Source organism: Neotamlana laminarinivorans (genome assembly GCF_020523925.1).
GTDB lineage: Bacteria > Bacteroidota > Bacteroidia > Flavobacteriales > Flavobacteriaceae > Neotamlana > Neotamlana laminarinivorans.
In genome coordinates, this window is the sequence record NZ_JAJAPW010000001.1 from 491,523 (window position 1) to 504,898 (window position 13,376).

The window sequence follows — 13,376 nt, forward strand, 5'->3', positions numbered from 1 at the left end:
AAATTATAAATTTTACTATTGTAGTATATTACTTAAATAATATTGTGGATAAACCGTAAATTCTCAATTATTACATTGTGTAAGTTTGTTTCTACAATAAAAAAGTTAATTTCGTATTAATTAATCAATCCTTTGCATTAATAAATTAACTATTGTACAATATTTAATGATAAAAATACGAATTACCCTCCTGTTTGTTTTTTGTTCTATTTTCTGTTTTTCACAAAATATCAAAATACACGGAGTTATAAAAGATGAAAATAAGCTACCAATAGCTTATGCAAATGTTGTTTTACTTGACACAGAAAATAAAAAACCTGTAAAAGGAACAATATCTAATGAAAATGGTGAATTTTTCGTTGAAAAAATAGATAAAGATAAATACATTTTAAAGATTACTTATTTAGGTTTTGAAGAATACTCGAACGAGTTAGAAATAACTAAAAACATTAATCTAAAAACTATTACTTTAAAAGAAAATATTGAAAAACTTGATGGCGTTACAGTTGTTAGTAAACGGCCAACTGTAACAAGAAAAGTAGATAGGTTAGTATTTAATGTTGAAAATTCTACACTTTCAAACAACAATGTTTTTGATGTTTTAAAGCAAACCCCTGGAGTTTGGGTTAGTGATAATAAAATTACCATAAAAAATAATACTCCTATTGTTTACATAAACGACAGACGAGTTTATTTAAGTGACAATGAAATTGTACAATTGCTTGAGGGTACATCTGCAACTGTTGTAAAATCTATAGAAGTTATTACAAATCCTCCAGCAAAATATGATGCAGAGGGTAGCTCTGTATTAAACATAGTAACAAGTAAAAATTTAATTACTGGATATCATGGCAGTGTTTTTGGTAATTACAAACAAGGTTTTAAGTATCCTAAGTTTTCATATGGTACAAGCCATTTTTTTAAAACTAAAAAATTAAACACCTATTTAAATTTTAGTGATAGCCCAAGAAAAGATTTTCGTAACCAATATGAAAATGTTAATTTTTTAGATAATAACGAAATAGAAACTAGTTGGACTACAGATTATAACCGAGTTCGTGAAAGTGCTTTGAAAACAATTAATAGCAATATTGATTATGATTTAAACGAGAAAAGCAATATTGGTTTAACAACAAATATTCTTTATCAGCCAAGAAGAACAGGACAATTAGACATAAATTCTTCAACAGAAGTTTTTAATAATTCTATGGAATTAGACTCCATTTTTAACACCTTTAACAATTCTGTTAATGAAAAAACTAATTTAGGATTTACTTTAAATTATTCAAGAAAATTAAAAAAAGAAGGAGAAAAGCTAACAGCAAATGCACATTATACATATTATGATTATGCCGATTTTCAAGATGTTACTACTGGATATTTTTTTCCTGACGAAACCGTTTCTTTTAGAAACAATCAATTCCAGACATACTCAGACCAAAATACTCAAATTTTTACGGGACAATTTGATTATGAATTACCCCTTGAACACGGAAACTTTGAAAGCGGTGCAAAAGTTTCATATATAAATTCTGAGAGTGTATTAAATCAATACTTTTTTGAAAATGATGAAGCACAAATAGATACTAATAATTCTGATGTGTTTTTATATGATGAAATTAATTATGCTGGATATTTTAGTTGGTCTAGAGACTGGACCAATTGGAACTTAAAATTAGGTTTAAGAGCAGAGTATACTGATCTAACAGGTGAGTCAGTTGTGAGTGATGAAATTAATAATAATGATTATTTAAGGTTATTTCCGTCATTTTATTTATTACATAGTTTAAATGATAATAATCAATTATATTTTAGTTATAATAGAAGAATTTACAGGCCAAATTACAATCAACTAAACCCTTTTCGCCTATACTTAACAGATAATAGTTATTCTGTTGGTAACCCCGATTTAAGTATTGAAATAGATGATTCGTTTGTTTTTGGGTACACATTAAAAAACACCTATACTTTTGAAGTTTACTACAGGTATGAGAATAATCCTGTTTATCAATTAACACTTCAAGACAGTGAGAACAATCAAATACAAAATATTTATACAAATATTGATAATGGAGTTTCTTATGGTTTAGATTTTACAACTTACACCTCTATTACTAATGGTTGGGATTTATATTGGTTATCATCATTATTTAATTACAAAACAACTTATAATTACATTAGTAATGAAAACTTGGTTGAAACCGATAATTGGGGTTTATATTTAGTTGTTGCTAATTATTTTTCCTTTTTAAAAGACAAAAGCTTAACTCTAGATGTTGTGTATAGTTACATACCTCGCATAGTTGATGGTGTATCTATAATAAGTGATCGTGCTGGACTAGATATTAGTTTAAGAAAAACATTTTTTGATGATAAAGCTTCTTTAAGTATTGGAGTAACAGACGTGTTTAACACGCAAAATTTCACACAAACTACTAAGTTTATAGATCAAGACTATTATTTAGATTCTACTATGGAAAACAGAATGTTTGTTTTTGGTTTTAATTATAAGTTTGGTAATTATAAACTTAAAACTAACAAAAAGGATATTGAAGTTGATGAAAGAGATCGCTTAGGGTTTAATCAAAAATAATTTTTTATTTTTCCCCAGAAAGTTTTCGGTTTTGAGGTTAGTTCGAATTCTAAGTCCTCAATAGATTTATCCATATCTATTATCTCATCAAACATTTTTGCTCTTATTAGGTATATAGATGGTATTATTACTGCCATAACAGGCATCATATAGATAAGTTGAAACTCATCAAAATATTTTTGATCATCATTAAACAATACCATAATTTGGTATAGATACATAATAATAGGCACCAATAAGGCATGATACCACCAATGCTTATTAGTAAAAAACCAAATAAGCAATAAAAATAAAGGAATGGCTTTGGTTGCAAAAATCCACATAACAATATTTGCATTACTCCAATGTTTACTGTCATAAGTAAACAAAAAAGTGTTCCAAACTTGTGTGTTTGGAACACTTTCATATAAATTAAATAAGAAAGGCGTAATTGCTATTAATGTAGCTATAACACTCCCTTTAATTAATGATTTTCTTTTAACCTGCAGATGGTATAGGGAAAGGTTTCTTTTCAATTTTTGCTGTTTGTTCTGCATTGTTGTTATACTCGTTAGCAGCTTGAGCTAAAAATAACGCTCCTCCGAAAATTGCGATTGCAACTAAATACTTTTTTGTTTTCATTGTTATAAGGGATTAATTAAATATATCCCAAACTTAAAACAAGATGTATTTAAAAATTATACGGAAAAGTTAAAGAAATGTTAAATAATGTTGTTTGTAATAAAATTCTGTGTGGCTTTCCCGTAAAACTTAAATAGAGGCTTATTTAGTGTTATTTTCTCTCATACTTCAGTTAGTTAATTTTAGTTTTCTCTCTAATTTTTGATTTGTTTTAATTTCAATTTGGTCATAATCATCTATTAAAATTGGTAAGGCAATATTTGGCCATTCTATAAAAACCCAATTGTTATTACTAACATAATCTTCAAAACCAAAATCATATAATTCTTCTTCATTATTAATACGATATAAATCAAAATGAAAAATTTTATCACTTTTTAAATTATACTCATTAACAATAGAAAATGTTGGACTACTAACTTCATCTGAACTTCCTAAAATCTTTACTAAAGTTTTTATTAAAGTAGTTTTACCAACACCTAAATCTCCATAAAATAAAATGGTTTTACTTTTAAAGCTTTTAATAAGTTTTAATGCAACCTGTTCTATTTCATTTAGTTTATAATTTATTTCCAATTTTTTTAATATAAATACTTAACAATTATAATTAAATTATTACATAAATCCTAAAAAAACATGCTTTTAATCGATTTTTTTTAACATTTGAAGGATTATTTAGGAGAAAACACAATAAATGGTATAATCATTTCTTCAAGAGAAACGCCACCATGCTGGTATGTATTTCTATAATAACTTACATAATGATTATAGTTGTTTGGATAAGCAAAAAACAAATCATTTTTGGCAAAAATAAAGGAGCTACTCATATTTATGGATGGCAAGAACAGTTCATTTGGGTTTTTAGCAACTAAGACATCTTTGTTATCGTAAGTTAAACTTCTTCCTGTTTTGTATCTTAAGTTTAAGCTTGTGTCTTTATCTCCGATAACCTTCGATGCATTTTTTACATTAATTGTACCATGATCTGTAGTTAAAATTAGTTTAAAGCCCATACGTTGTGCTTGCTGAATCATATCTAGAAGAGGTGAGTTTTTAAACCAGCTTAAAGTTAGTGATCTATATGCTTTATCGTTAGATGCAAGTTCTTTAACTACTTCCATTTCTGTTTTAGAATGGGATAGCATATCAACAAAATTGTAAACTATTACTGTTAAATCATTATCTTTTAAAGACTTAAAGTTATCAGCTAATTTTTTACCTGTTTTTAAATTGGTAATTTTATGATATTCATAATTTAAATGACTTAAACCAAGGCGTTTAATTTGAGTTTCAAGAAAATCAGCTTCATGTAAATTTTTACCACCTTCGTCTGTGTCATTTTTCCAAAACTGAGGGTATAGTTTCTCCATTTCACTCGGCATTAGCCCAGAAAAAATAGCATTTCTTGCATACTGTGTTGCTGTTGGCAAAATGCTAAAAAAAGCTTCTTCACTTTCTTTTTTGAAGTAATTATTAATTACAGGTTCGAAAACTTTCCATTGGTCGTAACGTAAGTTATCAATAACTACCAATATTGTTGGTTGTTCTTTACCTATTTGAGGCACTACTTTTTCTTTAAATAAAGTATGCGACATAATTGGTGAATCAGCATCTCTTGTAAACCAATTTGCATAATTTTTATCTATAAATTTCCCAAATTGAGAGTTGGCTTCAACTTTTTGCGACTCTAAAATTTCAAACATACTGGCATCTTCAATGTCTTCAAGTTGTATTTCCCAATAAATAAGTTTTTGGTAAAGGTTTACCCAGTCTTCATAAGTGTTTACCATGGCTAAATCCATAGCTATTTTTCTAAATTCTTGCTGGTAATTTGATGTTGTTTTTTCGTTTACCAATCTAGAATGATCTAAATTCTTCTTTAAACTTAATAATATTTGATTGGGGTTTACTGGTTTAATTAGGTAATCTGCTATTTTATTACCTATAGCTTCTTCCATTATGTATTCTTCTTCACTTTTGGTAATCATTACCACCGGAAGTGTGTCTTTTTTCTCTTTAATTTCATTAAGCGTTTCTAACCCTGTTAAACCAGGCATGTTTTCATCTAAAAAAACAATATCAAAATTTGCTTCATCTAAAATATCAATGGCTTCAGTACCACTTTTACAAGTGCTAACTTTGTAATTCTTTTTCTCTAGAAATAATATGTGGGGCTTAAGTAAATCTATTTCATCATCTACCCAAAGTATATTTATCATAATGTTTAGTTGTAATTTATGCCCGTTACAGAGCTATTCTTATATTTGTATATATCTAAAAAATTAAAGTTTGAACAAACTTAAAATATTAAACGATCCAATTTACGGATTTATTACTATACCAAATTCGCTAATTTTCGATTTAATTCAACACAAATACTTTCAGCGACTTCGCCGCATTACACAAATGGGCATGTCCTATTTAGTTTATCCAGGTGCACACCATACTAGGTTTCATCACGCTATAGGTTGTATGCATTTAATGCAACAGGCAGTAAATGTGCTTCGTTTTAAAGGAGTTAGCATATCAAATAACGAAGAAACAGCGCTTTACTGCGCTATTTTACTCCATGATATTGGGCATGGGCCATTTTCTCATGCTATGGAACATAGCATTGTAAATGATGTATCTCATGAAGAAATCTCACTTATTTTCATGGAGCGTCTAAACGAAGAATTTAACGGAAGTTTAACGCTAGCTATAGAGGTTTTTAAAGGAAATTACGAACGTAAGTTTTTATGCCAGTTAATTTCGGGACAAATTGATATGGATCGCGCAGATTATTTAAAACGGGATAGCTTTTACACAGGTGTAGCCGAAGGAAACATAAATAGTGAGCGCTTAATAACCATGCTAAATGTTGTTGAAGATAATCTGGTTGTTGAAGAAAAAGGTATTTACAGTGTAGAAAAATTTATAATTGCACGCCGTTTAATGTATTGGCAAGTTTATTTACATAAAACCAGTTTAGTTGCCGAACAATTATTAATTAGGGTTTTAAAACGAGCAAAAGAGTTGAACGATGAAGGTGTAGAAATTAATGCCAGCGAATCTGTTATGTTTTTTCTAAATAATAAAATCACTTTAAACGATTTTAATAATGAAACTATTGAAGTTTTTTCAAGATTAGATGATTATGATATTGTTTCAGCAATGAAACAATGGCAATACCATCACGATTTTGTACTTAGTTCTTTGTGTGGTATGATAATTAACAGGCATCTGCTTAAAATAAAAGTAAAAAAGAAACCTATAAAGGCTTCCACCTTAAAAAAACACCAAAAAGAAATAATTTTTAAATATAATATAACAGAAAAAGAAGCTGCATATTTTGTATTTACAGGAAGCATTTCAAACCAAGCTTACCAATTAAACACCAAGGGAATAAACATTTTGCATAAGTCTGGAAAAATTGAAGATATTGTTAAAGCGTCAGATCAACTTAACCTTAAAGCACTATCAAAACCAGTTACAAAATATTATATATGCTACCCTAAGCAAAAACTTTAGTACATTTTTTATATTTTTGCGTGAATTAAATAAGAACTAACTTAACAATTTGTGAAATTTACTGCACAACAAATAGCAAGTATTTTAGAAGGTGATGTTGTTGGAAACCCAGATATAGAAGTATCTAAACTTGCTAAAATAGAAGAAGGGCAAGAAGGAGCTTTAACATTTTTGGCTAATCCAAAATATACGTCTCATATATATTCAACAAAAGCTTCAATTACCATTGTAAATAAAACTTTTGAACCTGAAAACAAACTTGAAACGACACTTATAAAAGTTGATGATGCTTACAAAGCATTTTCAAAATTATTAGAATATTACAATCAAGTTAAAATGAATAAAATAGGGGTGGAAAACCCTTCTTTTATTTCAGAATCTGCCAATTATGGTGAAAACATATACATTGGAGCTTTTTCTTATATAGGTGATAATGTAATTATAGGCGATAATGTAAAAATTTATCCAAATGCATACATAGGAGACAATGTAAAAATAGGAGATAATGCTGTTGTTTTTGCTGGGTCGAAAATATATTCAGATTGTTTAATAGGACAAAACTGCGTTATTAATTCTGGTGCCATTATTGGTGCAGATGGTTTTGGTTTTGCTCCAAACGAAGATGGCGAATACAATAAAGTTCCACAAATAGGAAACGTAATTTTAGAAGATAACGTAGATGTTGGTGCGGGTACAACTATAGATAGAGCTACACTGGGTTCAACTATAATTCGTCGTGGTGTAAAATTAGATAATCAAATACAAATAGCACACAACGTTGAAATTGGTAAAAACACGGTTATCGCAGCACAAACAGGTGTTGCAGGTTCAACAAAAATTGGAGAAAATTGTATTATTGGAGGTCAAGTTGGTATTGTAGGCCATATCAACATTGGTAATAATGTAAAAATACAAGCACAATCTGGTATTGGAAGAAATATAAAAGACAATGAGGTTTTACAAGGTTCGCCAGCTTTAGGTTATGGCGATTATAATAAATCTTATGTTTATTTTAAAAATCTACCTAAAATTGTTAAAAATATAAATGAAATCGAAAAAAAACTAGATGGGAATAATTAACACTGAAATAAAGCAGAAAACCATAAAAAAATCGGTTACTTTAACCGGTGTTGGTTTACATACAGGTAAAAACGTTACCTTAACTTTTAAACCTGCCACAGGTAATTCAGGGTTAGCTTTTAAACGCGTAGATTTAGAAGGTGAACCAGTTATTGAAGCCGATGCTAATTATGTTACTAGTACACAACGTGGCACGTGTTTAGAAAAAAACGGTGTATCTATACAAACTTCAGAACATGTTTTAGCTGCCTTAGTAGGTTTGGATGTAGATAACGTTTTAATTGAGTTAGATGCTTCTGAGCCTCCTATTATGGACGGGTCTTCAAAGTTTTTTGTTGAAGCTATAGAGAAAGCTGAAATTATAGAACTAGAAGAAACACGAGAAGAATTTGAAATTACAGACGTGGTTTCTTATACAGATGAAGAAAGCGGTAGCGAAATTTTAGTAATGCCTGCAAAAGAATACCAAATAACTACTATGGTAGATTTTGGTACTAAAGTTTTAGGTACACAAAATGCAACCTTAAATCAAATTTCAGATTTTAAAGATCAAATATCAAATTCTAGGACATTTAGTTTTCTACATGAAATTGAAATGCTTCTTGAAAACGGATTAATAAAAGGAGGCGATTTAAATAACGCTATAGTATATGTAGATAAACCTTTATCTGAAGAAACTATGGCTAAATTAAAAGAAGCCTTTAATAAAGATAGTATTGCTGTAAAACCAAACGGTATTCTAGATAATTTAACACTACACCACCCCAATGAAGCTGCAAGACATAAATTGTTAGATGTATTAGGGGATTTAGCTTTAATTGGTACTCGAATTCGAGGTAAAGTTATAGCAAATAAACCAGGGCATTTTATAAATACACAATTTGCAAAAAAACTTGCTAAACTTATAAAAAATGAACGTCGTAACAACGTGCCAAATATTGATTTGAATCAGCCACCATTAATGGATGTTACTCAAATTATGGCTATGTTACCACATAGGCAACCATTTTTACTAATAGATAAAGTTTTTGAGCTTGAAGAAAACTACGTTACGGCTACAAAAAATGTAACCATGAACGAAGAATTCTTTAAAGGTCATTTCCCAGGAGCTCCAGTAATGCCTGGTGTGCTAATTGTTGAAGCCATGGCGCAAACTGGCGGTATTTTAGTGTTAAATACAGTTCCAGATCCAGAAAATTATCTAACATTTTTCATGAAAATGGACAACGTTAAATTTAAACAAAAAGTAATGCCAGGTGATACTTTAATTTTTAAATGCTCGTTAATTACACCAATACGTCGCGGTATTTGCCATATGCAAGGTTATGCTTATGCTAATGGAAAACTTTGTGCTGAAGCCGAATTAATGGCTCAAATTTCTAAAGTAAAATAATATTTGCTTTTTTATTAAAATTTAATTTTCAAAAATGAATCAACCTTTAGCGTATGTGCACCCGGGTGCAAAAATTGCAAAAAATGTAGTTATAGAGCCTTTTGCTACAATACACAATAATGTTATTATAGGTGAAGGCACCTGGATTGGGAGCAACGTTACCATAATGGAAGGTGCTAGAATAGGTAAAAATTGTAACATATTTCCTGGAGCAGTAATTTCGGCAGTTCCACAAGATTTAAAATACAATGATGAAGACACAACAGTTGAAATAGGCAACAATGTAACTATTCGTGAATGTGTTACTATTAACCGTGGTACGGCAGATAAAATGAAAACCGTAGTAGGTGATAATTGTTTAATTATGGCATATTGCCATATTGCTCACGATTGCATTGTTGGTAATAATTGTATTTTTTCTAATAACAGTACTTTAGCCGGACATATTTCAATTGGCGATTATGTTGTTTTAGCAGGTATGACTGCTGTTCATCAATTTGTATCTGTTGGTAATCATGCTTTTGTAACGGGAGGGTCTTTAGTACGAAAGGATGTGCCGCCATTTGTAAAAGCTGCTCGAGAACCACTTTCATATGTTGGAATAAACTCGGTCGGTTTACGTCGTCGTGGATTTTCAACCGAAAAAATAAGAGAAATTCAAAATATATACAGAATCCTGTATCAAAAAAACTATAATAATACACAAGCTTCAGAAATTATTGAAGCCGAAATGGAAGCCACTCCAGAACGCGATGAAATTCTTCAGTTTATAAAAGATTCGCAACGCGGTATAATGAAAGGGTATTTCAAATCAAATTAAAATAAGTAATTTAAATTATAAAAATGGCAACAACTAGTGACATTAGAAACGGATTATGTATTCGCTATAACAATGATATTTATAAAGTAGTAGAGTTTTTACACGTAAAACCAGGAAAAGGTCCTGCCTTTGTTAGAACTAAACTTAAAAGTGTAACTAACGGAAAAGTTATAGATAATACATTTTCTGCAGGTCATAAATTAGAAGATGTTCGCGTAGAAACACATAAATTTCAATATTTATATAACGATGGTGAATATTTTCATTTTATGAATGAAGCCGATTATACGCAAATTCAGTTAACAGAATCTGCTCTAGACAGGTCTGATTTAATGAAAGAAGGCGAAATTGTTACCATTCAAATTAATTCGGAAGATAATATGCCACTTTCTGTAGACATGCCGGCTACTGTTATTTTAGAAGTTACACATACCGAACCTGGAGTAAAAGGAAATACCGCTACAAATGCTACAAAACCAGCTACTGTAGAAACTGGGGCAGAAGTAAATGTGCCACTTTTTATAAATGAAGGTGATAAAATTAAGGTAGAAACCGAAAAAGGTACTTACAAAGAACGCGTTAAAGAATAACGATTGAAGTTCTCTAAACCACATACTTTAAAGCAAATTTCAGAATTAATTAATTGTGAATTTGTAGGTGTAGATGACTTTCAGGTGTTAGGCATGAATGAAATTCATGTTGTAGAACCTGGAGATATTGTTTTTGTAGATCATCCTAAATATTACGATAAAGCATTAAATTCTGCTGCAACCATCATTTTAATTAATAAAAAAGTAGATTGTCCAGAAGGAAAAGCATTATTGGTTAGCGACGATCCTTTTAGGGATTTTAATAAGTTAAGTCTTCATTTTAAACCGTTTACAGCTTCAAATGTTTCAATTTCTGAAACAGCAACTATTGGCAAAAACACCATAATTCAGCCTAATACATTCATAGGTAATAATGTGGTTATTGGCGATAATTGTACCATTCATTCTAATGTTAGTATTTATGATGATGCTGTTATTGGAAATAATGTTACTATTCATTCAGGAACTATTTTAGGCGCGAATGCCTTTTATTATAAAAAGCGTCCTGAAGGTTTCGATAGGTTAATTTCTTGCGGAAGAGTTGTTATTGAAGATTTTGTAGATATTGGTGCATCATGCACTATAGATAGAGGTGTTACTGGGGATACAACAATTAAAGAAGGCACTAAAATAGATAATTTGGTACAAATTGGTCATGATACCGTAATTGGCAAAAAGTGTTTAATAGCATCTCATGTTGGTATTGCTGGCTGTGTAGTTGTTGAAGATGAAGTAACGCTTTGGGGGCAAGTTGGCACTACAAGTGGTATAACAATAGGTAAAGGAGCCGTTGTACAAGGGCAGTCTGGAGTAACAAAATCGATTGAAGGCAATAAAACATATTGGGGAACACCAATACAAGAAGTGCGATTAAAGCTTAAAGAAATGGCATTAATTAAACAGTTGCCAAAATTAATTGATGCTTTTAAAAAAAATAACGAAAAGTAATTGTGTTTTTGTTTTAAAAATTTAATTCAAAAAATTACTTTTGTTTTCAACATAATTAAATAAACGAAAATAGAGACAAATGAGCGTTTTAGTAAACAAAGATTCGAAAATAATAGTTCAAGGTTTTACAGGAAGTGAAGGGACTTTTCACGCTGGTCAAATGATTGAATACGGAACTAATGTTGTTGGTGGTGTTACACCAGGAAAAGGTGGGCAAACTCACCTAGATAAGCCAGTTTTTAATACAGTAGCTGAAGCTGTAGAAAAAGTTGGTGCAGATACAACGCTTATTTTCGTACCACCTGCATTTGCTGCAGATGCTATTATGGAAGCTGCTGACGCTGGTATAAAAGTAATTATAGCTATTACCGAAGGTATTCCTGTTGCAGATATGATAACTGCTTCAAACTATATAAAAGATAAAGATTGTCGTTTAATTGGCCCTAACTGTCCAGGTGTTATTACTCCAGGAGAAGCAAAAGTTGGTATTATGCCAGGTTTTGTATTTAAAAAAGGTAAGGTTGGTATCGTTTCTAAATCTGGAACATTAACTTACGAAGCTGCAGACCAAGTTGTAAAACAAGGTTTAGGAATTACTACTGCAATTGGGATTGGTGGAGATCCAATTATTGGAACAACAACTAAAGAAGCTGTTGAGTTATTAATTAACGATCCAGAAACAGAAGCAGTAGTAATGATTGGTGAAATTGGTGGCCAATTAGAAGCCGATGCTGCTAAATGGTACAAAGAAAGCGGTAGTAAAAAACCTGTAATTGGTTTTATTGCTGGTGAAACAGCTCCTGCTGGTCGTACAATGGGTCATGCTGGTGCAATTGTAGGCGGTAGCGATGATACAGCCCAAGCTAAAAAAGCAATTATGAGAGAATGTGGTATTCACGTAGTGGATTCTCCGGCTAAAATAGGTGTAAAAGTTGCCGAAGTTTTAGGATAAAAACACATCAAAAATATAATAAAACCTTGCAAAATGTTGTAAGGTTTTTTTATTTGATAACATTTGTATTTCTTATCTTTGATTTAATAAAGAATAACGAACTAACTAGAATTTTATAAATGAAATTATTAGAAGGAAAAACAGCTATTATTACTGGAGCTAGCCGTGGTATTGGCAAAGGAATTGCTCAAGAATTTGCTAAACAAGGTGCAAATGTAGCATTTACATATAGTTCTTCTGTTGAAGCGGCTAACGAACTTGAAAAAGAATTAAATGCCTTAGGTGTTAAAGCTAAAGGTTACCAAAGTAATGCTGCAAGTTTTGATGAAGCACAAGAATTAGCTGCCGATGTTGCCAAAGAATTTGGTAGCATAGATGTATTAATAAATAATGCTGGAATTACAAAAGATAATTTATTAATGCGTATAACCGAAGATGATTTCGATAAAGTTATTGAAGTAAATCTTAAGTCAGTTTTTAACATGACCAAAGCGGTACAACGTACCATGTTAAAACAACGCAAAGGTTCTATTATTAACATGAGTTCTGTGGTTGGTGTAAAAGGAAATGCTGGACAAACCAATTATGCTGCCAGTAAAGCTGGGATTATTGGTTTTTCTAAATCTGTTGCTTTAGAGTTAGGTTCTCGTAATATTAGAAGTAACGTACTTGCTCCTGGTTTTATTGAAACAGAAATGACTGCAAAATTAGATGAGGAAGTTGTAAAAGGATGGCGTGCTGGTATTCCGTTAAAACGTGGAGGAACTCCAGAAGATGTTGCTAATGTTTGTGTATTTTTGGCTAGCGACATGAGTGCCTATGTTACAGGACAAACATTAAATGTAGATGGCGGTATGCTAACCTAATAG

13 protein-coding genes are annotated in these 13,376 nt (G+C 30.6%); 9 read left to right on the forward strand and 4 right to left on the reverse strand.

The genetic code is table 11. The features are described 5' to 3' along the window. Positions 1-166: 166 nt before the first annotated feature. Positions 167-2,593 carry a TonB-dependent receptor domain-containing protein gene (locus tag LG649_RS02275; RefSeq protein WP_226540470.1) on the forward strand — a complete coding sequence of 809 codons (2,427 nt, stop codon included), beginning with the start codon at positions 167-169 and terminating at the stop codon, positions 2,591-2,593. Here LG649_RS02275 and LG649_RS02280 read toward each other — a convergent pair. The 4 genes from LG649_RS02280 to porX form a co-directional block, all read right to left on the reverse strand. Further along, positions 2,584-3,108 carry a hypothetical protein gene (locus tag LG649_RS02280; protein ID WP_226540472.1) on the reverse strand — a complete coding sequence of 175 codons (525 nt, stop codon included), beginning with the start codon at positions 3,106-3,108 and terminating at the stop codon, positions 2,584-2,586. The genes LG649_RS02275 and LG649_RS02280 overlap by 10 nt on opposite strands. Next, complete coding sequence (locus LG649_RS02285; RefSeq protein WP_226540474.1) at positions 3,071-3,214, reverse strand: hypothetical protein; 144 nt, start codon at positions 3,212-3,214, stop codon at positions 3,071-3,073. The genes LG649_RS02280 and LG649_RS02285 overlap by 38 nt, the downstream gene beginning before the upstream one ends. 168 nt (positions 3,215-3,382) lie before the next feature. After that, on the reverse strand, positions 3,383-3,790 hold the full coding sequence (tsaE, locus tag LG649_RS02290) for a tRNA (adenosine(37)-N6)-threonylcarbamoyltransferase complex ATPase subunit type 1 TsaE (protein ID WP_226540477.1): 408 nt from the start codon (positions 3,788-3,790) through the stop codon (positions 3,383-3,385). 95 nt (positions 3,791-3,885) lie between these two features. Beyond that, a complete protein-coding gene (porX, locus tag LG649_RS02295) occupies positions 3,886-5,433 on the reverse strand; it encodes a T9SS response regulator signal transducer PorX (protein WP_226540479.1) in 1,548 nt (515 codons plus the stop codon). A 70-nt stretch (positions 5,434-5,503) separates the two neighbouring features. Here porX and LG649_RS02300 point away from each other — a divergent pair, with 70 nt between their 5' ends. The 8 genes from LG649_RS02300 to fabG all read left to right on the forward strand — a co-directional run bounded on the left by LG649_RS02300 (position 5,504) and on the right by fabG (position 13,373). Next, positions 5,504-6,724 (forward strand): HD domain-containing protein, encoded by a 1,221-nt coding sequence (locus LG649_RS02300; protein WP_226540480.1) that lies wholly within the window; start codon positions 5,504-5,506, stop codon positions 6,722-6,724. 51 nt (positions 6,725-6,775) lie between these two features. Next, positions 6,776-7,804 (forward strand): UDP-3-O-(3-hydroxymyristoyl)glucosamine N-acyltransferase, encoded by a 1,029-nt coding sequence (gene lpxD, locus LG649_RS02305; protein ID WP_226540481.1) that lies wholly within the window; start codon positions 6,776-6,778, stop codon positions 7,802-7,804. Beyond that, on the forward strand, positions 7,791-9,197 hold the full coding sequence (locus LG649_RS02310) for a bifunctional UDP-3-O-[3-hydroxymyristoyl] N-acetylglucosamine deacetylase/3-hydroxyacyl-ACP dehydratase (protein ID WP_226540482.1): 1,407 nt from the start codon (positions 7,791-7,793) through the stop codon (positions 9,195-9,197). The genes lpxD and LG649_RS02310 overlap by 14 nt, the downstream gene beginning before the upstream one ends. A 34-nt stretch (positions 9,198-9,231) precedes the next feature. Next, a complete protein-coding gene (lpxA, locus tag LG649_RS02315) occupies positions 9,232-10,017 on the forward strand; it encodes an acyl-ACP--UDP-N-acetylglucosamine O-acyltransferase (protein ID WP_226540483.1) in 786 nt (261 codons plus the stop codon). Positions 10,018-10,040: 23 nt separating this feature from the next. After that, complete coding sequence (efp, locus tag LG649_RS02320) at positions 10,041-10,607, forward strand: elongation factor P (protein ID WP_044631914.1); 567 nt, start codon at positions 10,041-10,043, stop codon at positions 10,605-10,607. A 3-nt stretch (positions 10,608-10,610) separates the two neighbouring features. Continuing rightward, positions 10,611-11,555 carry a UDP-3-O-(3-hydroxymyristoyl)glucosamine N-acyltransferase gene (locus tag LG649_RS02325; protein WP_226540484.1) on the forward strand — a complete coding sequence of 315 codons (945 nt, stop codon included), beginning with the start codon at positions 10,611-10,613 and terminating at the stop codon, positions 11,553-11,555. A 79-nt stretch (positions 11,556-11,634) separates the two neighbouring features. Next, entirely contained in the window at positions 11,635-12,507 is an 873-nt protein-coding gene (gene sucD, locus LG649_RS02330) for a succinate--CoA ligase subunit alpha (RefSeq protein WP_044631916.1), read from the forward strand. Positions 12,508-12,626: 119 nt separating this feature from the next. Continuing rightward, complete coding sequence (fabG, locus tag LG649_RS02335) at positions 12,627-13,373, forward strand: 3-oxoacyl-[acyl-carrier-protein] reductase (RefSeq protein ID WP_226540485.1); 747 nt, start codon at positions 12,627-12,629, stop codon at positions 13,371-13,373. Positions 13,374-13,376 lie beyond the last annotated feature (3 nt).